Annotated in this window: 16 protein-coding genes; 2 read left to right on the top strand and 14 right to left on the bottom strand. The window is 69.7% G+C overall.

Annotated features, from left to right (window positions below):
- Positions 1–25: 25 nt before the first annotated feature.
- Positions 26–1,411 (bottom strand): peptidoglycan DD-metalloendopeptidase family protein, encoded by a 1,386-nt coding sequence (locus ACQ4L4_RS17905; RefSeq protein WP_431100259.1) that lies wholly within the window; start codon positions 1,409–1,411, stop codon positions 26–28.
- 387 nt (positions 1,412–1,798) lie between these two features.
- Here ACQ4L4_RS17905 and tyrS point away from each other — a divergent pair, with 387 nt between their 5' ends.
- Positions 1,799–2,977 (top strand): tyrosine--tRNA ligase, encoded by a 1,179-nt coding sequence (gene tyrS, locus ACQ4L4_RS17900; protein ID WP_431104969.1) that lies wholly within the window; start codon positions 1,799–1,801, stop codon positions 2,975–2,977.
- 57 nt (positions 2,978–3,034) lie between these two features.
- On the opposite strand, the gene ACQ4L4_RS17895 is transcribed toward tyrS, so the two are convergent.
- The 13 genes from ACQ4L4_RS17895 to gspG all read right to left on the bottom strand — a co-directional run bounded on the left by ACQ4L4_RS17895 (position 3,035) and on the right by gspG (position 18,508).
- Complete coding sequence (locus ACQ4L4_RS17895; RefSeq protein ID WP_431100258.1) at positions 3,035–6,505, bottom strand: S41 family peptidase; 3,471 nt, start codon at positions 6,503–6,505, stop codon at positions 3,035–3,037.
- Between the two features lie 113 nt (positions 6,506–6,618).
- Positions 6,619–7,518 (bottom strand): 5'-nucleotidase, encoded by a 900-nt coding sequence (locus ACQ4L4_RS17890; RefSeq protein ID WP_377160042.1) that lies wholly within the window; start codon positions 7,516–7,518, stop codon positions 6,619–6,621.
- A gap of 133 nt (positions 7,519–7,651) precedes the next feature.
- Positions 7,652–8,863, bottom strand: a complete 1,212-nt coding sequence (gspF, locus tag ACQ4L4_RS17885; protein WP_377160044.1) for a type II secretion system inner membrane protein GspF — start codon at positions 8,861–8,863, stop codon at positions 7,652–7,654.
- Between the two features lie 51 nt (positions 8,864–8,914).
- Complete coding sequence (gspE, locus tag ACQ4L4_RS17880; RefSeq protein WP_431100257.1) at positions 8,915–10,348, bottom strand: type II secretion system ATPase GspE; 1,434 nt, start codon at positions 10,346–10,348, stop codon at positions 8,915–8,917.
- 13 nt (positions 10,349–10,361) lie between these two features.
- Complete coding sequence (gspD, locus tag ACQ4L4_RS17875) at positions 10,362–12,647, bottom strand: type II secretion system secretin GspD (protein ID WP_431100256.1); 2,286 nt, start codon at positions 12,645–12,647, stop codon at positions 10,362–10,364.
- A 2-nt stretch (positions 12,648–12,649) separates the two neighbouring features.
- Entirely contained in the window at positions 12,650–13,543 is an 894-nt protein-coding gene (gene gspN, locus ACQ4L4_RS17870; protein ID WP_431100254.1) for a type II secretion system protein N, read from the bottom strand.
- Between the two features lie 3 nt (positions 13,544–13,546).
- Entirely contained in the window at positions 13,547–14,044 is a 498-nt protein-coding gene (gspM, locus tag ACQ4L4_RS17865; protein ID WP_431100253.1) for a type II secretion system protein GspM, read from the bottom strand.
- A complete protein-coding gene (gspL, locus tag ACQ4L4_RS17860) occupies positions 14,041–15,264 on the bottom strand; it encodes a type II secretion system protein GspL (RefSeq protein ID WP_431100252.1) in 1,224 nt (407 codons plus the stop codon). The genes gspM and gspL overlap by 4 nt, the downstream gene beginning before the upstream one ends.
- Positions 15,265–15,420: 156 nt before the next feature.
- A complete protein-coding gene (gspK, locus tag ACQ4L4_RS17855; protein WP_431100251.1) occupies positions 15,421–16,428 on the bottom strand; it encodes a type II secretion system minor pseudopilin GspK in 1,008 nt (335 codons plus the stop codon).
- Between the two features lie 62 nt (positions 16,429–16,490).
- Positions 16,491–17,147: a PulJ/GspJ family protein gene (locus ACQ4L4_RS17850; protein ID WP_377160060.1), complete on the bottom strand. Its 657-nt coding sequence runs from the start codon at positions 17,145–17,147 to the stop codon at positions 16,491–16,493.
- Positions 17,147–17,536: a type II secretion system minor pseudopilin GspI gene (gspI, locus tag ACQ4L4_RS17845; protein WP_431100249.1), complete on the bottom strand. Its 390-nt coding sequence runs from the start codon at positions 17,534–17,536 to the stop codon at positions 17,147–17,149. The genes ACQ4L4_RS17850 and gspI overlap by 1 nt, the downstream gene beginning before the upstream one ends.
- Positions 17,533–18,015: a pilus assembly FimT family protein gene (locus tag ACQ4L4_RS17840; protein ID WP_431100248.1), complete on the bottom strand. Its 483-nt coding sequence runs from the start codon at positions 18,013–18,015 to the stop codon at positions 17,533–17,535. Before ACQ4L4_RS17840 ends, gspI begins: the two co-directional genes overlap by 4 nt.
- Positions 18,016–18,067: 52 nt before the next feature.
- Complete coding sequence (gene gspG, locus ACQ4L4_RS17835; protein ID WP_377160066.1) at positions 18,068–18,508, bottom strand: type II secretion system major pseudopilin GspG; 441 nt, start codon at positions 18,506–18,508, stop codon at positions 18,068–18,070.
- Between gspG and ACQ4L4_RS17830 the strand changes: the two genes are divergently transcribed.
- Positions 18,507–19,181 (top strand): hypothetical protein, encoded by a 675-nt coding sequence (locus ACQ4L4_RS17830; RefSeq protein ID WP_431100247.1) that lies wholly within the window; start codon positions 18,507–18,509, stop codon positions 19,179–19,181. The two genes, gspG and ACQ4L4_RS17830, sit on opposite strands and share 2 nt — an antisense overlap.
- The last annotated feature ends 2 nt before the right edge of the window (positions 19,182–19,183 follow it).

Here is a 19,183-nt window from a genome sequence, read left to right as displayed (position 1 = left end):
GCGCTTGCGTCGAGCGCCGGACGCCTTACTCGCCGACGACGCCGTCGTGGATCGAGGCAGCTGCCTCGAGCGCGTTCTTCGCGCTGGCGACCTGTGCCTTGAATGCGGCCTTGGCGGTCGCGGGCAGCGTGACAGCCTCGGAGGCGCGGGCAATCACACGCGGATCCTGCTGCTTGCCGTTGACGCGGAATTCGAAGTGCAGGTGCGGTCCGGTCGCCCAGCCGGTCGAGCCGACGGCGCCGATCTTCTGCCCTTGCTCGATCTTCTGGCCCTTCTTGACGTCGATCCGGCTCAGGTGGGCGTAGACCGTCATGCGGTTGCCGCTGTGCTTGAGCTGGATGACGTTGCCGAAGCCGTTCTGCCAGCCCGCGAACTCGACGTTGCCGTCGCCGACGCTGCGCACCGCAGTGCCGGTCGGTGCGCCGTAGTCGATGCCCTGATGCTGGCGCCAGGTCTGCAGGATCGGATGGAAGCGCATCGCGAAGCCGGAGGTGACGCGCGAGAACTCCATCGGGCTCGCCAGGAACGAGCGGCGCTTGCTCTCGCCGTCGAAGCCGTAGTAGTTGCTCTTGCCGCTGGTCGGGTCGCGGAAGAACACGGACTGGTAGCTCTTGCCGTTGTTCACGAACTCGGCGGCCAGCAGGCGGCCCGAACGGTTGCCCCAGGTGATGGGTTCGCCGTCCGCGGTCAGGGTTTCGTAGACCAGCGAGAAGCGGTCGCCCTTGCGCAGTTCGCGGTGGAAGTCGATGTCGCCCGAGAACATGTCCGCCAGCTGCGTGGCGATCGCGTCGGGCACGTTGGCCTCGTCGGTCGCGGCGAACAGCGAGGACTGGATCGTCCCGCTGCCCAGGCGCGTCTGGGTCTCGTACGCCACGGTCTCGAGCTTGGAGACGAACTTGTCGCCCTCGCGGGTGATGCTCAGGCGGGTGAAATGGGTGTCCAGCTGCTCGCTGGCCTCGGCGGCGTAGCGGGCGACGATGGACTGGACCTCGCCGCTGGCGGTCGCGACGACCTGGACACGCTTGCCGACACGGCCGGTCAGCAGCTTCTTGGCGGTGTCGTCGGTGCGCAGGAAGGCGGCGGCCGCCGTGTCGAATGCGCCCATGCGCTTGAGCAGCGCATCGGCGGTGTCGGCGGCGCGGGTGACGTCGCTGCGCGAGAGACCCGGATCGAACGCGGCCAGTTCGGCCAGTTGCTCGTCCAGCGACTGCAGCGGGATGGATTCGGAGACGACGCGTTGCGGGAGGTCCGCGGCATCAGGGGCCATCGGCGCGACGCCGAAGGCGGTCACGGCGAAGCAGCTCAGGACACCGACCACCGTGCCGGTCAGGGCGCGCGGGTGTTTGGCCGCGAAGGATTCGGCGCGAGCGAGGGTGCGCTGCACGCGCTGCCATTCGTCATTCCAATTCATCACGCGCCGAAGACCTTTTTCTGGAGCCTGAGAAAGTGCCGCCCGCCGCCACGCCTGCAAAAGCGCGTGGCTCGAACGGCCCGTGCCGGAGATCCGGAGCGCCTGCAAAACGAAGGACGCCCTGAAGGGCGTCCAGATGCTGCGAGGAGCGTCCACTAGAATCGCCGTCTTGCGTTGCAGCGACAGGTCAGGCATGTGAATTGCCCTCTTCGCGCCCCGCAAAAACAGCCGAAAGTATAGCGGCGGGCCCGGGTTACAAATGCTAGAAAACCCGGTAAATCAAGACTTTACGTAAGCCCGTGCGGGCTCCGAAGTGCCATGTCTGACATCCGAACCCCCGCCGCGTCGGCCCCTGAATTTCCGATCACGGACCGGGTCCGTCATGCAATGCAGCAATCCCTGCGCGGCTGCGAGGAATTGCTTCCGCAGGACGAGTGGCTGAAGAAGCTGGCGCGCTCCGAGGCCACCGGCCAGCCCTTGCGGATCAAGCTGGGCCTGGACCCGACGGCGCCCGACATCCACGTCGGCCACACGGTGGTGCTGAACAAGATGCGCCAGCTGCAGGACCTGGGGCACCAGGTGATCTTCCTGATCGGCGACTTCACCTCGATGATCGGCGACCCGTCCGGCCGCAACGCGACGCGCCCGCCGCTGACGCCGGAGCAGATCAAGCACAACGCCGAGACCTACTACAAGCAGGCCAGCCTGGTGCTGGACCCGGCCCGCACCGAGATCCGCTACAACAGCGAATGGAGCGACCCGCTGGGCGCGCGCGGCCTGATCCAGCTGGCCGCGAAGTACACGGTGGCCCGCATGATGGAGCGCGACGACTTCACCAAGCGCTACGCCGCCGGCACGCCGATCTCGGTGCACGAGTTCCTCTACCCGCTGATGCAGGGCTACGACTCGGTCGCGCTGAAGGCCGACCTGGAGCTCGGCGGCACCGACCAGAAGTTCAACCTGCTGATGGGCCGCCATCTGCAGGCCGAGTACGGCCAGGAGTCGCAGTGCATCCTGACGATGCCGCTGCTGGAAGGGCTGGACGGCGTCGAGAAGATGTCCAAGTCCAAGAACAACTACGTGGGCATCACCGAGCCGGCCAACGGCATGTTCGCCAAGATCCTGTCGATCAGCGACGTGCAGATGTGGAAGTGGTTCGACCTGCTGAGCTTCAAGTCGATCGAGGAGATCGCCGCGCTGAAGCGCGAGGTCGAGGGCGGGCGCAATCCGAAGGAAGCGAAGGTGATGCTCGCCAAGGAGATCACCGCGCGTTTCCACAGCGCGCAGGCGGCGGAAGACGCGGAGGCGGACTTCAACAACCGCGCCCGCGGCGGCATTCCGGACGACATTCCCGAGCTGTCGCTGAGCGGTGCGCCGATGGGCATCGCCGCACTGCTGAAGGCGGCGAACCTGGTGCCGTCGAACGGCGAGGGCAACCGCAAGATCGAGCAAGGCGGCGTCAAGATCGACGGCGTGACCATCAGCGACAAGGCCTTGAAGGTCGAGGCCGGCACGATGGTGCTGCAGGTCGGCAAGCGCCAGTTCGCGCGGGTGACGCTGAGCTGAACGCGCGACGCCAACGAAAAACGGGAGGCCAGGGCCTCCCGTTTCTGTTTGCGCAGGTCACTGCTTGATCGGCCGCAGATAAGGCCCCGGCTTGGGCGTCTTGATCGGATCCTTCGCGATCGCGTCCTTCAGCCAGGCGATGGCGGCATCGAGCTGCGCGTCCTGCCCGTTGGCGGTCGCCCGCGGTGGGTTGTCGACCTCGATGTCCGGTGTCACGCCCTTGCCCTCGACGAGGAACTGTCCGTCGACGGTGATCTGGCCGTTCTCCGCGGCGCGCATCAGGCCGTTGTCCATCAGGCGGTTCTGGTCGGACAGCCACACGCCGGCACCCGAGGTCGTCTTGCCGATGACGGGACCCAGGCCCAGGCGCTTGAAGCCTTCGGAGAAGGTCTCGCCGTCGGAGTAGGTCTCCTCGTTGGCGATCACGACGACCTTGCCGCGGAACACCTGCTGCATGTTCGGATACGGCTTGCTGCCGTAGGGCGAGCGCGGCTGCCAGAAGGCCCAGGCGCGGCGCAGCAGCGTCTGCAGGATCCAGCTGTCGATGTTGCCGCCGTTGTTGTGGCGGACGTCGATGATCAGGCCTTCGCGCTCGCTCTGCGCGTAGAACTCACGGACGAAATCGCCGATGTCGTCGCGGGTCATCGCACGCAGGTGCAGGTAGCCGATCTTGCCGTCGCCGCCCTTGTCGACAAGCTTGGCGCGGCTGAAGCGCCAGTCGTTGACACGCAACTGGCTTTCGCGGCGCAGGTCGACCGGCGTCACGACGACCGGGCGTTCCTTGCCGGAGGGCTCGCGGATCTGCAGCAGCACCTGCTTGCCGGCCTGGCCGCGCATCAGCTCGCTGGGATCCGGCACCGACTGGGCCTTGCGTCCGTTGATCTGCGTGATCACGGCGCCTTCGGCGATGTTGAGGCCGGGCGCGGCGAGCGGTCCGGCTTCCGACGGCAACTCCGGATCGCCGGCGAAGATGCGCGTGATCTTCCAGCCGTTGCCCTTCGGATCGCGCTCGAGCTGCGCGCCAAGGCCGGCGTAGCCGGGTTCCTCGGCGCCCTTGCGGAGCTCGCCCGGCGCGACCTGGCTGTGCAGCAGGCTGAGTTCGCCGACCATCTGCGCCATCAGCTCGGCGAGCTCGCCGCGCTCGGTGACGCGCTCGGTCAGCGGGAAGTACTTGGCGCGCATGGCGACCCAGTCCACGCCGTGCATGTCCTTGTCGTAGAAGAAATCGCGCTGCATGCGCCAGGCGTCGTTGAACATCTGGCGCCATTCGGCCTTCGGGTCGACCGCGATCTGCCAGTCGGACCAGCGCACGCGCGACTTGTCCAGGTCGCCCGGCAGCTTCGGACCGGCGTCGACGATCAGGATCTCCGGCGCGGTACCCGGCGCGGCCGAGCGGCGGATCATCAGCTTCTTGCCGTCGGCGCTCAGGTCCCAGGCGGCAACGCCGTCGGCGAAGGTCTCGATCTTGGTCTCCTGCGGACCGATCGGCAGCTGGCGCAAGGCGGTGCCTTCCTGCACATACAGGCGCTTGGAATCGACCGCCAGACCGCTGTAGTTGCCGGCGGCGGCCGGGACCTCGTACAGCCGCAGCGCCAGGCCCGGGATCTGGATCTCGGGTTTGCCGCCCTTCGCGGCGGCGGGTTTGGCTTCCTTGGCCGCGTCAGCCTTGGCTTCCTCGACCTTCTGCTTGGATTCCTTGTTGTCGGGCTTGTCCTTCTCCTGCTCGCGGATCTCGGCTTCTTCCTTGGCCTTCATGCCTTGGAGTTCATCCGGCGCGGCGAACGGGAAGCGCAGGTTCGGCTGCAGTGCGATCGCGTAGATCTTCCAGCCCTTGTCGAAGTAGGGCCCCATGTTGCGGTCGCCCCAGGGGCCGGGGTTGCCGGTCACGCTGAAGGTGCGACGGGACAGGAAGTACAGCCACTGGCCGTCGGGGCTGAAGGCCGGCGCGGTGGCGGCATAGCGGTCGCTGCCGAGCTGATGGACCTTGCCGTCGGCGACGGTGAGCAGCATCAACTGCTCGCGGTACGGATTGGCCGTGGTGCGGACGAAGGCGAGGGATTTGCCGTCCGCCGACCAGCTCAGCGCCGCGGCGCCGTCGCCGAGCGTGTCGTGGTCGACCTCGCGCGTCGCGGCCGCGCGGGCGGGGTTCTTGAGGTCGGTGAGGAAGAGTCGGCCTTCCTTGTCGGTGTGCGCGATCCAGCGGCCGTCGGGCGACGGCGACAGGCTGCGGCGCAGCACGGTGGCGCCTTCGGTGATCTGCCTGGGCTGGCCGGTGCCGTTGGCGGCGAAGCGCCAGATCTCGAATTCGCCGCTGAAGTCGCAGAACGCGAAGACGTCGCGGCTGTCGCCGCTGAAGGCGCTGTCGCGGCAGCGGCCGGCGTCGTCGGCGGAGGCGGGGATCGGCAGTTCGGCGCGGCGCAGCGGACCGACGCCTTGCGTCGCGAGACGGCCGCGCGCGGTCAGCACGACCTGCTCGCCATTGGGCGAGAGCGAGACGCCGGTGAGGAAGTCCTGCGGACGCGCGATCCAGCGCTTGCGCTGCTGGTCGTAGTCGCCGGCCAGGCGGAGGTCGATCTTCCGTTCGGCGGCGCTGCCGTCGAGGTCGACGCGGTAGAGGTCGGCACCGAGCGCGTAGACCGCCTGCGTGCCGTCCAGGCTCGCATGGCGGACGTCCCAGCCCTTGTGGCGGGTGTGCTGGCGCAGGTCGGAGCCGTCGGCCTTCACGGACCACAGGTTGTAGGTGCCGTCGCGGTCGGAGAGGAAGGCGACACGGGCGTTGCCGGACGCGTCCTTGTAGGGCATCGGGCGGCGGTCGTTGGCGCCTTCGGGCAGCAGCGGGCGGGCCTCGGCGGTGCCGGCGAGATCCATCACCCACAGCCGGGCGAGGGCGCCGCCGCGGTACTGGCGCGCGTTGTCGCCGCGCAGGCCGTTGCGGGTGAAGTAGAGGATCTTGCCGTCTGGGCTCAACGCGCCGTCGCTGGCCTGACCGACCGGCAGCGCGCGGTGCAGGCCGCTGGTGAGGGAGACCAGGTGCAGCTGGGTGCCGGGCTCGCCGCGTTCGGTGGCGCCGGAGTAGAGCACCTCGTTGTCGGCGGTGATGCCCCAGACGCGCACGGCGCCGGTGTCCCAGGTCAGGCGGCGGGCGATGCCGCCGGCCGCGGGCATCACGAAGACGTCGCCGGCGGATTCCTGCTGGCCGACGAAGGCGATCCAGCGGCCGTCGGGCGAGACGGCGGGGAAGGTCTCCGCGCCGCCGTGCGTGGTCAGGCGCTGCGCGGTGCCGCCACCGACGTTGGCCTGCCAGAGATCGCCTTCCGCGACGAACACCAGGCGGTCGCCGCGCAGCGCGGGCTGGCGGTAGAAACCGAGCGACGGGTCGACGAGGGTGGGCCGGGCCGGCGTGCTGCGGGCGACGGCATCCGCCGTTCCGGCGGCGGCGGCCGAGGTCGCGGTGGATTCGGCGGCGATGGCGAGGGTGGCCATCGAGCAGGCCGTGGCGATGGCCAGGCGACGGAGCGTGATGCGCATCGGAGGTCTTCCTTGTGGGAGTCCGGGACGGAGCGTCGGAACGTGGATGGGAAGGGCCCGGCCTGACGGCTGCCGGAAGTCATGCGGCGCGGATTCTGGCGCCGCGATCGGCGTCAGCGATTCGTCACCCCCATGGCCACGTGCCCGGCGGGCACGTGCGGGACGGCGTTCTGGACGTGGCCGTGCTGGTCGTCGAAGAAGAAGTCGGGCTCGAACTCCCGGAGGAATTCGCCCTTGGGCAGGCCGCCGAGGAACATCGCCTCGTCGACTTCGACGTCCCAGTCCATCAGCGTGCGGATGGCGCGCTCGTGGGCGGGCGCGCTGCGGGCGGTGACCAGGGCGGTGCGCAGGCGCATCGGCACGGCGGGCGCGGCCTGCAGGCGCTGGAGCTCATGCAGCACCTGCTTGAACGGACCGGCGGGGAGCGGGGTCAGCTTGCGGGCGATCTCGTGTTCCTGGAAGGCGTCGAGTCCGTCGCGCTGGTAGATCTGTTCGGCCTCGTCGGAGAAGAGCACGGCGTCGCCGTCGAAGGCGATGCGGAGCTCATCGGGATACGCGGCGGAGGCGCGCGCCGACTGCGGGAAAACACGGGCCGCGGCAACGCCCGCGATGAGCGCTGATCGCACATCGTCCTCGTTGGCGGAGAGGAAGAGCTGCGCCTTGAGCGGCTTCAGATAGCGCCACGGACTGTGGCCGCGGGTGAAGACGCCGCGTTCGATGTTCAGTCCGTAATGCTGCGCGGAGCGGAACACGCGCATGCCGGAGATCGGGTCGTTGCGCGACAGCACGACGACCTCGACCCGGGGCGTCTCGCCGGCCACGTTGAACGCGAGCAGCTTGCGCACGAGGGAGAACGCGGTGCCGGGTTTTGCCGGCTCATCCAGGCGCTGCTGCTGCAGGCGCATGTAGGCGCGGTCGTCGCTGTCCTCGAAGAGCTGGTTCTCCTCTTCGAAGTCGAACAGCGCGCGGGAGGAAAGGGCCACGACAAGGCGGCCGTCGAGAGAGGCGGGCATGGCCTGGATGATAGGCGCGGTGCCGGGTTGATCCGGCCGGGGGCTTCGCGCCGACCGGAACGCTCCCGAGCGCGAGAACGCTGCTCGACGTATTCGCCGATGGAGGCAGCGCCCTACTGCGTCCTACAACGCGCTACTGCGCCGCCAGCTTGTTCATGTCGATGATCGGCAGCAGCACCGACAGCACGATCAGCATCACCACGCCGCCCATCGCGACGATCAGCAGCGGCTCCAGCAGCGTGGCCAGCGTCATCGCGCGGCGCTTCACTTCATTGCCGAGCTGCTTCGCCGCGCGCTGCAGCATGTCGGGCAGTTGACCCGTCTGCTCGCCCAGTCGCGCGAACATCGAGAGCAGGCCCGGGAAGCGTTTCTTCCCCGCCAGCGCCGCGCCCAGCGGCGCGCCTTCGCGGACCTGCGCCAGCGCATCCATCGCGTCCGCGCGCATCGCCTGGTTGGACAGCGTCTCCGCCGCGGCCTGCAGCGCCTTCAGGATCGGCACTCCCGCGCCCGCCAGCATCGCCAGCGTGCCCGAGAAACGCGCCGCGTTGTAGCCGCGTGCAAGCCGACCCAGCAGCGGCAGGTTCAGGAACGCCGCGTCGAAGCGCTGGCGCGGTCCTTCGCGCTTGAGGATCTGTCGCATGCCGATGACGCCGCCGACGACGACGATCACGATCAGCAGCCCCCAGTTCCGGAGCACGTCGGAGATGCCCATCATGATCCGCGTCAGCAGCGGCAGCGTCTGCCGCGTCTGCGTGAACACCGCCGCCACCTGCGGCACCACGTAGGTCAGCAGGAAGCTCACCGCCAGCACCGCGATGATGCAGACGATCACCGGATATGCCAGCGCACCGAAGAGCTCCGAACGCAGCCGCTGCTGTTCCTCGAGGTCGTCCGCCAGGCTCTCCAGCACCGGTCCCAACGCGCCGCTCTGCTCGCCCGCGGCGACCACCGCGCGGTAGACGTCGTCGAACTCGCGCGGCGCGGTGGCCAGCGCCCGTGCGAAGGACGAGCCCGCATTGACCTCCGCCTTCAGCTGCGACATCAGCTCGCGCTGGCGCGGATCCTCGGCTTCATCGGCCAGCGCCGCCATCGAGCGCTCCAGCGGCAGTCCCGCCGACACCAGCCCCGCCAGCTGTCGCGTCCACACCGCCAGCCCCGCCGCCTTGAACGCGCGCCGCGCGAAGCGCGACTGCTTGCCCGGCTGCGCCGCCACCGCCTTCACCTCCATCGGCACCAGCCCCTGTGCCCGCAACTGCGAGCGCGCGGCTTTCAGGGTGTCGGCCTCCAGCAGGCCCTGGCGGGCTTTGCCGGACGCGTCCAGGGCGTCGTACTTGAAGGCGGGCATCGCTCGGAACCTCGTGTCTCTACTGCTCGTGCGTCCGTGTCATCGCCACGATCACTCGCGCGTGACCCGCAGCACTTCCTCTTCGGACGTGATGCCCGTGGCCACCAGCCGGTCGCCGTCCTCTCGCATCGAGCGCAGGCCGTTGGCGCGAGCCGCGGCCAGCAACTCGGACTCCGCCGCCTGGTTGTGGATCAGGCTGCGGATCGCGTCGTCGCACACCATCAATTCGTACACACCGGTGCGGCCCTTGTAGCCGCTGCTCGAGCAGGCCGGGCAGCCCACCGGGTGGTAACGCACGCCGCCGCCCGGCAGCGGCTCGGACGACTTGCACACCGGGCACAGCTTGCGCACCAGCCGCTGCGCCAGCACGCCCAGCAGCGAGGAGCTCAGCAGGAAGGGCTCCACGCCCATGTCGGTCAGACGCGTCACCGCGCTCACCGCGTCGTTCGTGTGCAGCGTCGCGAGCACCAGGTGACCCGTCAGCGAGGCCTGGATCGCGATCTGCGCGGTCTCGTAATCGCGGATTTCGCCGATCATGATCACGTCCGGATCCTGGCGCAGGATCGCGCGCAGCGCCTTCGCGAAGGTCAGGTCGATCCGCGAGTTCACCTGCGTCTGCCCGATGCCGGGCAGCTCGTATTCGATCGGGTCCTCGACGGTCAGCACGTTCGTCGTCGACGTGTCCACCGTCTGCAGCGCCGCGTACAGCGTCGTCGTCTTGCCCGAGCCCGTCGGACCCGTCACCAGCACGATGCCGTGCGGCTGCTGCACCACGCGCTGGAAACGCTCCAGCCGCTCGCCGTCCATGCCCAGCGCCGACAGCGTGAAGCGTGATTCCGACTTGTCCAGCAGACGCAGCACCGCGCGCTCGCCGTGCGCCGACGGCAGCGTGCTCACGCGCACGTCGATCGCGCGGCCGCCGATGCGCAGCGAGATCCGGCCGTCCTGCGGCAGGCGCTTCTCGGCGATGTCGAGCTCCGCCATGATCTTCAGCCGCGAGATCAGCGCCGCGTGCAGCGCGCGGTTCGGCCGCACGACTTCGCGCAAGGTGCCGTCGACGCGGAAACGCACCGAGCTCTCGCGCTCGTAGGGTTCGATGTGGATGTCGCTCGCGCCGTTGTTCGCGGCCTGCGTCAGCAGCGCGTTGAGCATCCGGATGATCGGTGCGTCGTCGGCGGCTTCCAGCAGGTCCTCGACCGCCGGCAGGTCCTGCATCAGGCGCGACAGGTCGACGGCGTTCTCGACCTCGCCGATCACCAGCGCCGCGTTGTCCTCGCCGCCGGCGTAGGCGGACTGGATGCGCGTCGACAGCTCGGCCACGCTCAGGCATTCGATGCGCGACGGCGCGTAGACGCGCTGCAGTTCGGACAGCACCGGCAGCGTCAGCGCCGGCGAGGCCCACAGCGTGCGCTGCTGGCCGTCGTCCTCGATCAGCAGGTGCTGCGCCTTGGCGACGGCGTAGGGAAGGGGATGGCGGCTGGCCATGATCGCTCCGGGCTCAGCGGCCTTGCGGGTTGCTCGGCGGGGTGTTGCTGGGCGTGGCCGGTCCCGGCACCGGCGACGATGCCGGGTACACCGGCAGCGGCAACTGCTGGGGCAGCGTGCCGCCCGGCGTCGAGGCCGGCTTCTCCGGCAGCAGCGGGGCGCCGGTCTCGGGCAGCACCAGCGTGCTCTTCGGCTGCGATTCCTGCTGGTAGGCGCGGATCGCGTCGTAGCGGTCCATCGTCAGCGCCGCGGCGCTTTCCGGCGTGCGCAGCACCACCGGACGCAGGAAGATCATCAGGTTGGACTTGACCCGCTTGCGGCTCTGGTTCTTGAACAGGTTGCCCAGGATGGGGATGTCGCCCAGGCCGGGGACCTTGTCCTCGCCGTCGGTGTATTCGTCCTTGAGCATGCCGCCGAGCACCAGCACCTGGCCGTCCTCCAGCGTCACCGAGGTCTCCACCGCGCTCTTGTCGAAGGTCGGACCCTGCGTGGCCGAGTTGACCGAGGCCACCACGCTGGAGTTCTCCTGGTACGCCTTCATGCGCACCGTGCCGTTCTCGCCGACGGTGGCGCGCACCTTCAGCCGCAGGCCGACGTCGCGACGCTCGAAGGTCTGGAACGGGCTGGTGGTCGTGCCCGACGTCGTGGTCGAGTTGCCGGTCAGCACCGGCACGTTGCTGCCGATCAGCAGGTCGGCTTCCTCGTTGTCCTGCACGATCAGCGATGGCGTGGACAGCACGTTGGTCCCGGACACCGAGCCGAGCACGTTGGCGATGGCGCCCAGGGTGTAGAGGCTGCCGACCTTCTTGATGATGCCGACGTTCAGGCCGGTCGGGATCGTCCCGCTCGAGATCGCGCTGCTGACGCCCGTGGTGCCGCCGGCCGTGGCGGCCGTCAGGTTCAGGATGTTCGAGAAGCCGGTGCCGAAGTTGGTGCCGACGGCGCCTTCGCCGAAGAGCTGCTGGAACTGCACGCCGAACTGGCCGGCCTTGCTGGCATCGACCTTCACGATCAGCGCCTCGACGTAGACCTGCGCGCGGCGCGTGTCGAGCTGCTCGACGACCGCGCGGATCTGGCGGTACATCGGCTCGGGCGCCGTGATGATCAGCGAGTTGGTCGCGGGGTCGGCCTGGACGAAGCCGCCCGTGCTGACCTGCGCGGTCTGGCTGACCTGCGTGGAGGTGCCGCCGCTGCCGCCCGACCCGCTGGTGCCCGAACTCGACGAACTGCCGCCGAACGACGAGCTGTTGCCCGCGAAGCCGCCGGACTGTCCCGCGCTGCCGGTCTGCGCGCCGGCGAAGCTGCCGGTGCCGCCCTGGCCGCTGCCGGAGCCGCCCGCGCCCGGACCCGCGTTGTTCGTGTAGGCCGCGCGCAGCACGGTGGCCAGGCGCACCGCGTCCGCGTTCTTCAGGTAGATCACGCGGATGCTGCCGCCGGTGTCGCTGCTGGGCTGGTCCAGCTTGGCGATCATCGCGCGCAGCTGCATCAGCTTGGCCGGATTGGCCGCGCGCACGATCAGCGCGTTGCTGCGCGGATCGGCCATCACGCTGCCGCTGCCGCCGCCGGCGCCCCCCTGCACCTGGACGCCCTGCGTGCCGCCGCCGCCGTCCGACAGCCGCTGCACCAGCTGCACGATGTCCGAGGCCACCGCGTTGCGCAGCGGAATCACCTCGATGTCGGTGTTGGACGGCTGGTCCAGCGCCGCGACGATGCGGCTGATCCGCTGCAGGTTGTCGGCGTAGTCGGTGATGACCAGGCTGTTGTTGCCCGGGTTCGCGTTGATCGTGTTGTTCGGCGTGATCAGCGGACGCAGCACCGCGACCAGGTTGTTCGCGTTCTCATGGCTGAGCTTGAAGATCTGCGTCACGACCTGGTCGCCGCGCGTGCGCGACTCGCCGGCGATCGTCACCGCGCCGGTCTGCAGTTTGGCTTCGGCCTCGGGCACGAGCTTCAGCAGTCCGCCCGTCTCGACCATCGCGAAGCCCATGCCGCGCAGCGAGGCGAGGTAGCTCAGGTAGGCCTCCTGCACCGGCACCGGCTGCTCGGCCGTCAGCGTCATCGTGCCCTTGACCCGCGGATCGACCAGGATCGGCTTGCCCAGCGCGGCGGACATCGCGCGGGACACCGCCTCGATGTCGGTGTTGACGAAGTTCAGCGTGACCGGCGTGCTCGCGCGCACGGCCGGCTGTCGGCGGTTCTGCTGCTGATTCGACTGTGCGCCGGCCTGCATCGGCAGGCTGCCCGCGATCAGGGTGATCGCGACGCCCAGCGCCGTCGGTCGCATCATGTGCTTGTTCATGCTCATCCCACCGAGATGATCGAGCGCGCACCGTTGCGGCGCCCGATGATGTTCAACAAATTGGCCAATGCGGCTTCGCTGCCCGGCGCGGCTGTCGCCTCGCCCCGGAATTGCGTCCGCGTCGCGCCCAGGCTCCCCTGGCCGCTCAGTTGCAGCGGGCCCTGGATCGTGGTCAGGATCAGTTGCGGCGCCTCGCTGCCGCCCACGAGCCCCATCCGGTAGCTGCCCAGCGGCGTCACCTGCGCCAGGCGCGAGGAGAAGTCGCGCAGCTCGACCTGGGCCATGCCGTTCACCTTGACCGTCTTGCCCCGGCCCTCGAAGACGAAGCCCTGCGAGCTGACGGCGATGACGCCGTCCGGTGCCAGCGTGTTCCACGGCGTGCCGAGCCCGGCGAGCCAGGCGGCCGGCCAGCGGATCCACGGCTGCTCGGGCGTGGCGTCGGGCAGGCGCACGGTGACCCGGTCCATGCCGAAGCTCGCCGTCAACGGCACGCCGGGCTTGATGCAGCAGGACTGGTCCAGCGTCAGCCGCATGGCCAGTCCGCCGTCGACCCACGCCGGGCGCAACGACCAGCCCAGCCGTTGCGGCAGTTCGCTCGCATCGCGGCTGCCTTCGCCGGGGCTCAGGATCACGCGCGCGCTGCCGTTCCAGAGGCTGCCGCGCGCGTCGGCGAGCAGCAGCCGTTCATTCGTGGCCGAGGCCACCGCCTTCGCCAGCCAGGCCGCCGGGGCCCAGACCACGACCGCGGTCAGCAGGCCCAGCACGGCGCCGGCCAATGCCCAGCGCATGGCGCCGCGATCGGTGCGGACCAGCGCCACGGCCTTGCCCGGAGCGGCCAGGAGCATGAAGGCCGACTGCATGAAAGCCGACTCCATGAAGCGTTGTTGTCGCGACATGGCTCAGTTCCCCGCCGCTGCGGGCAGCAGCACCGTCAGGCGACCGCTGAAACCCTGCGGACCGTTCTGCAGCTCGGCTTCCTGCGGCCGGGCGCGCGCCCCCTGGCGCGCCTCGCCCAACCACATCGCCAGCGCGCCGCCGGGCACGCCGCGCAGCCGCAACTGCGCCTGCGTGCCGGTGATCGTCAGTTCGGCGGCCGGGCCGAGGCGGGCCGTCGCGGCCCGCAGCGCGGTCATCGACTGCTCGGCCGAGACCGGCACGGCCTGCTTCAAGGCCTGCGTCTGCTGAGCCATCGCCCGCATCTGCTGAAGCTCGCGATCAAGCCGGTCGATCTCGCCCGGTGCCTTGCGCAAGGTGGCCCACGCCGGCGCCAGCGCGATCAGCCAGAGCAGCAGCAGGCCGACGATCGCGGCGGTCACCCGCGCGATCAGGCGTTCGCGCGGCGTGGCGGCCTGCCAGCGGGCCCGGAGGTCCCGTTGCATGGTCGTGAGGGCGTTCATCGGTTGTCGGGTCGCAGGCTGAGTTGGAGCGTGTCGCCGTCCTCGGCGACCCGCAGTGCGGGGTCCTGGCCCAGCCGCTCGCGCAGTTGCGCGCGTTGCGGGGGCGAGAGTCCGGCGAGTTGCAGCCGGCCCTGTTCGAAACGGACGTTGGGCAGCGGCGGCTCGCCTTGCGGCCACACGCGCGCCACGGCGCCGAGCAGGTCCTCGAGGTCGCCGGGACCGACCTGGCCGGCGCTGCCGCGCAGCGCCTCGGTCTCGCGGACCATCTGGGCGCGGGCGTCGCGAACCACGCGGACCTGGGGGAAGGCTTGTCGCAGCAGCGCTTCCTGCTCGGCCTTGCGCGCATCGATGGCGCGGCCTTGCTGCCACGCCATCGCGTTCAAGCCGATGACCTGCACGGCGATCAGGCCGATGACGCCCCAGCGGAACGGCCGCCAGGCCGGCGTCTGCAGCGTCTGCCACGCCTGGTGGACGCGCTGCCAGCCGCGCCGGCGCGGGGTCAGGTCGAACTGCAGCAGGTTGATCGGCGCCTCACGGGCCGCCCAGGCGCGCTCGGTGTCGTTGAGGACGCCCACCGGGCGACCCAGCCACTGCTCGGCCACCGCCGAGGCGGCGGGGCTCGCGGTCACCGGTGCGTTCGTCCACCAGTCCTCGCCGAGCCAACCGCGCAGCCCGCCGCTGTCCAGCGGGAAGGTGGCCACGCCGTCGACGCGCGAGACGCGCAGCCGGGCGCGGTCATCGGACCCGGCGTGGATGTGCCCGCCCTCCGTGCCGCCGGCGGTCTGCGGCCACGACAGCGGCAGCAGCGACTCCACCAGCAGCCCGGCGGCTTCCATCGCCTGCAGATGCGCGCGCAGCGGTTCGCGCGCGGTCACGGCGATCCAGTGCGACTGGCCTTCGGTGCCGGAACTTTCCATCAGCGCGAGGTGCAGCCGCTCGGGGTCTTCGAGCAGGTGATCCTCCATCACGCCGACGATGGCGCTGCGCAACTTGGCGCCCTTGATCTTGGGCAATTGCGCGGGGAGCCAGCTGACCTGGTCGTCCCCGATCAGCACCATCACGCGGTCGGCGTGCGGCATCGCTTCCAGCGGAGCACGCTGTCCGTGCCCGCGTGCGTGGGCCGGCGCTTGCGCGTCGTGGCTGAACCAGAATTCGTAGTCGTGCGGGGCGGCACCGTTCTGAGGCGGGCTGGCCGGCAGGAGGATGAGCAGGGTACTCATAGGATCGCGGATTCTAGGAGGGCTTGCGTGACGGAACGGCGCCGCGCGCCCCCGAGCAAGCCCGTAGTCGCGCCTTTACAAGTGCATGCATCCCGTCCCTCTTCTTTCCAATCGTTTCAAGAGCGCGTGGGCGGCGCGCGACGCCGCCTCCGGCGTTCAAGGTGTGGCCCCGTAGCCGTTGGTGGTTCCCGCCAGCGTCGACTGGCGTTGCAGGCGCTGCCGATCGATGACGCGAACGTTAGTGCCGTCCCGGAACACTAGTGAGCGCTGGGCGAGGATCCGATCATCCATGCGCAGCTGGCCTTCGACGAAGAAGTAGTTCGAGGTGAAGGCGGCCATCTGCTGGCGCGTGTCGGTGGCGGGGATCCCCGCCACCAGCGAGGTCAGCCGGTCGTCCCAGGCGGTGAAGGCCTTGCTCTGGCGGACCCGCACGATGCTGTCGGCGACGCCGAGATCGACGCCCAGGACGTCCGCGATGACCTCCCGGGGCGCGGTGTTCAGGTTCAGCGTCGTCTGCGCCTTGGGCAGCAGCACGGCGAGCGTGCTCAGGCGGGCGATCTGTTCGTCGTTGAGGCCGAACCAGCGCAGCTGCTCGATCCGGGCCGGCCTCAACGGCACCTCGCCCTGCTGGTCCGTGCCCTTGCTGCCGGCGGAGGCGATGAGATTCTTCTGGACCTGTTCGGCGATCGAGGCGCTCATGCCCGCGCGCTGGAAGATCCTGCGCGCCGCGTTCAGGTTGTCGAGGGCCTTCTGCACGGCCTGGGGATCGGGCGCCTGTCCGGGCTGGGTCTGCGCCGGCTGCGTCTCCAGGTTGCGCAGGTTGAACAGCCCCTGCGCGTCCTCGATGTGGCCGGAGAGGAACGCGTCCGGCCCCGCGTCCTCCGACTTGTTCTCGTCCTGCGACAGGAAGCTCGACAGCCGCGCCTCGGCCAGCGGCACCGCCCAAACTTCACCGAGGTCGTCGCTCTTCGCGGCGTTGTTGCGCGCGGACCGGACATCCTCGCTCAGGATCAGTCGTGCCCAGTCCAGCGCGCCCTGCAACACCCAGTCCGCCTGGGCGCGACCGCGGTCGGCGGCCTCGATCTGGATCGAGCGCGACTGCCGCCACAACATCGCGGCGGACAAGGTCGTCACCAGCACCACGATCAGCAACGCGGTGAGCAAGGCCGCCCCCCGGCGCGATCGCGTCGACCGCGGGGCGCGGGCGGGAGCGTGAACGGCGCGCATCAGCTGCCCCCCTCCACCGCGACCTCGCGGACCAGCTCGCCGCGGTAGCCGCTGTCCTCGCCGAACTGCAGCCGCATGCGGACGCCGTCAGGCACCGCGTTGGTCGCGGCCGCGTTCTTGTTCGCCGGGTCGCTGTTCGCCGGATCCTTGTCGAGCGTGGACTGCGCGTTGGCCCACGCGCCTTGCTGGAAGAAGTACATCTGCCAGCCGACGACGCGATCGAGCCCCGGCAGCTCGCGCATCTCCTTGGCGTTGAGCTGCTGGCTGCGGAACCACGCGTCCCGCAACGCATCGGCGTTGTTCAGCGTCTGCGACTCCCAGCGCGCCAGCCGGCCTTCCTTCAACTGCCAGGCGACGAGCTGCAGGCCCGTCTCGCGCCGACGTGTGATGCGCAGCGTCGCGCCGTCGAAGGTCAACGCATCGAACACGTCGCTCTTCTGCACCTCGCGCAGATCCAGCTCCCATTGGCGGATCAAGGTCTGCAGCGTCTCGGCGCGATCCATCGCGACCTCGTTGCGCTCGCGGCTGGTCGTCAACGCCGACACCGCGCGCCAGGCCATGACCGACATCACCGCCATCACGACGAGCGCGACGACGACCTCGATCAGCGTGAACCCGCGCGCCGCGCGCCGGGAGGAGCCTGTGGCGCGGCGCATCAGGAGTTGCGTCCCACGATGGTGGTGATGGTCAGCAGCGGCCGGTCCTTGTCGTCGAAGACCTGTGCCTCGACACGGCGGAAGTTCGGATTCGGCGTGCCGCGCACGATCATCTTGACGTTGAAGTCGCGGCCGAGCTGCGAGCAGCTGACGCTGTTGTCGCCGATGCCCGGGAAGGCCTTGGTCAGGCGCATCTCGGTGAGCTCGTTCTCGGCGCACCACTGCGCCAGCGAGTTGATCGCCAGCCGGTCGGAGTTCGAGGTCATCGCGCCCGCCGCGCGCAGCCCGGCGGCCAGACACAGCGCGACGATCGTCAGTGCCACCAGCACCTCGACGAGCGTGAAGCCGCGGTCGCGCGGCGCAGGCCTGGCGGGGGACGTGGGTCTCATGTGCCGCCCTTCGCGATCGCGAACGGCCGCAGCCCATCTGTGGCCAGCGTGATGCGGTGATCGCCGCGGATCAGTGTCACGCGTTGCGCGCCGATCAGCGGCTCGGGCCCCAGGCGGATCGAGCGCCCATTGGCGCTGGCACCCTCGATCTCGACGATCGGCGGGTCGCCCAGCCAGGGCCGCTCCAACTCCAGGCGCTTGATCAGCGCGACCGGCAGGCCGGTGACGCGGTAGCGGCTGGCGTCGCTGTTCGAATCGGGGACCCAGCGCACGTCGAGCGACGCCGCGCGGGCCTCGGAGCGCGCGGTCTCGAGCACGGACGCCAGATGCAGCGCCTCGCGCTCCAGCTGCACGTCGGCGCGGTCGCGCATGGCCACCGCGACGGTGGCGCTGGCGATCGCCACGATCGTGATCGCGACGATCAGCTCGATCAGCGTGAAGCCGCGTTGAAGCAGTCGGCCGGACGGACGCGCGCGCACGGCTCTGGGCAGTCGGTGGGGGAGGGAACGAAGCGCACGGCGGGCCGCGCGCTTATTCCCAGGACCCGATGTCGGCGTCGGAGCCCTCGCCGCCCGGCTTGCCGTCCGCGCCCAGGCTGTAGACGTCGATCTCGCCCTTCAGGCCCGGGTTGTCGTACTGGTACGGATTGCCCCAGGGATCCTTGGGCAGCTTCTCGATGTAGACCTTCCAGTTCGGCGCCGCCGGGCCGTTGGTGGGCTTGGCCACGAGCGCGCCCAGGCCCTGCTCGCCGCTCGGATAGCGGCCGTTGTCCATCTTGTAAAGCTTGAGCGACTGCATCAGCGTGTTGACGTCGGAGCGCGCCGCGGTACGACGGGCTTCGGACACGTGGTTCATCACCGCCGGCACGACCACCGCGCCCATGACGGCGACGATGGTGATGGCGACGATCAGTTCGATCAGCGTGAAGCCGCGGGCACGGCGCGGAGAGAACTTGGAGAAGGGTCGACGCATGGTGTTGCAATCCTCGTGGAGCCACCCTTGGTGGCCCATCGCGCTGCATCATAATCGTCGGATGCATGCACGATGGTTAAGCTTCGTAGTCTGGGCGGCGCTCGCGGCGAGCCTCGCGTATTGGGCGTTGACGCTGATGGTGAAGGGGCCGCAGGCGCCCGCCATGACGCGTTCCGCGACCGGTGAAAGCGCGCCCGCAGACTGGACTCGACTGTTCGCTGCCGCGAAGGCGGCGGAGACGCCGGTCGAATCCACCTCGTCGCGTTTCCAGCTGCTGGGTGTAGTGGCTCCGACCGCCGGCGGGCGCTATCCCGGTGAAGGTGTCGCCCTGATCGCGATCGCCGGTTCGCCGCCGAAGCCCGTGCGCATGGGCGCTTCCGTCGATGGCGACCTGAAATTGATCGAGATCAATCGTCGCGACGTGGGCCTCGGCACCGGCAACGCGGTGACTGTCCGGCTGAGTCTCGCGCCGGGCGCGCCGGATGTGGTGCTCGCTCCGCCGCCGCAGTTCGCGCCGGGTGGCGGCATGGCCCCGCCGCCGAATTTCAACGTTCCGCAGATGCAGCCTCATGCTGGCGCGCCGGGACCCGACGGCATCGTGCCGCCCACCGCCGTCACCGGTTCCTTGCCGCAGATGCCCCCCGGCGACGGCAGCGCCAACCCCATCAAGTAGTT

Source organism: Roseateles noduli (assembly GCF_050626985.1).
Taxonomy (GTDB): Bacteria; Pseudomonadota; Gammaproteobacteria; order Burkholderiales; family Burkholderiaceae_C; genus Roseateles; species Roseateles noduli_A.
Note: the sequence above shows the minus strand (reverse complement) of the source record. Positions and strands in the feature narration are given on the sequence as shown.

What these genes read in the sequence shown, in the direction of transcription:
- ACQ4L4_RS17905 (WP_431100259.1), bottom strand. Translation starts at nt 1,411, where the DNA reads ATGAATTGGAATGACGAATGGCAGCGCGTGCAGCGCACCCTCGCTCGC.
- tyrS (WP_431104969.1), top strand. Translation starts at nt 1,799, where the DNA reads ATGCAGCAATCCCTGCGCGGCTGCGAGGAATTGCTTCCGCAGGACGAG.
- ACQ4L4_RS17895 (WP_431100258.1), bottom strand. Translation starts at nt 6,505, where the DNA reads ATGCGCATCACGCTCCGTCGCCTGGCCATCGCCACGGCCTGCTCGATG.
- ACQ4L4_RS17890 (WP_377160042.1), bottom strand. Translation starts at nt 7,518, where the DNA reads ATGCCCGCCTCTCTCGACGGCCGCCTTGTCGTGGCCCTTTCCTCCCGC.
- gspF (WP_377160044.1), bottom strand. Translation starts at nt 8,863, where the DNA reads ATGCCCGCCTTCAAGTACGACGCCCTGGACGCGTCCGGCAAAGCCCGC.
- gspE (WP_431100257.1), bottom strand. Translation starts at nt 10,348, where the DNA reads ATGGCCAGCCGCCATCCCCTTCCCTACGCCGTCGCCAAGGCGCAGCAC.
- gspD (WP_431100256.1), bottom strand. Translation starts at nt 12,647, where the DNA reads ATGAACAAGCACATGATGCGACCGACGGCGCTGGGCGTCGCGATCACC.
- gspN (WP_431100254.1), bottom strand. Translation starts at nt 13,543, where the DNA reads ATGTCGCGACAACAACGCTTCATGGAGTCGGCTTTCATGCAGTCGGCC.
- gspM (WP_431100253.1), bottom strand. Translation starts at nt 14,044, where the DNA reads ATGAACGCCCTCACGACCATGCAACGGGACCTCCGGGCCCGCTGGCAG.
- gspL (WP_431100252.1), bottom strand. Translation starts at nt 15,264, where the DNA reads ATGAGTACCCTGCTCATCCTCCTGCCGGCCAGCCCGCCTCAGAACGGT.
- ACQ4L4_RS17850 (WP_377160060.1), bottom strand. Translation starts at nt 17,147, where the DNA reads ATGCGCCGCGCCACAGGCTCCTCCCGGCGCGCGGCGCGCGGGTTCACG.
- gspI (WP_431100249.1), bottom strand. Translation starts at nt 17,536, where the DNA reads ATGAGACCCACGTCCCCCGCCAGGCCTGCGCCGCGCGACCGCGGCTTC.
- ACQ4L4_RS17830 (WP_431100247.1), top strand. Translation starts at nt 18,507, where the DNA reads ATGGTGTTGCAATCCTCGTGGAGCCACCCTTGGTGGCCCATCGCGCTG.
- gspG (WP_377160066.1), bottom strand. Translation starts at nt 18,508, where the DNA reads ATGCGTCGACCCTTCTCCAAGTTCTCTCCGCGCCGTGCCCGCGGCTTC.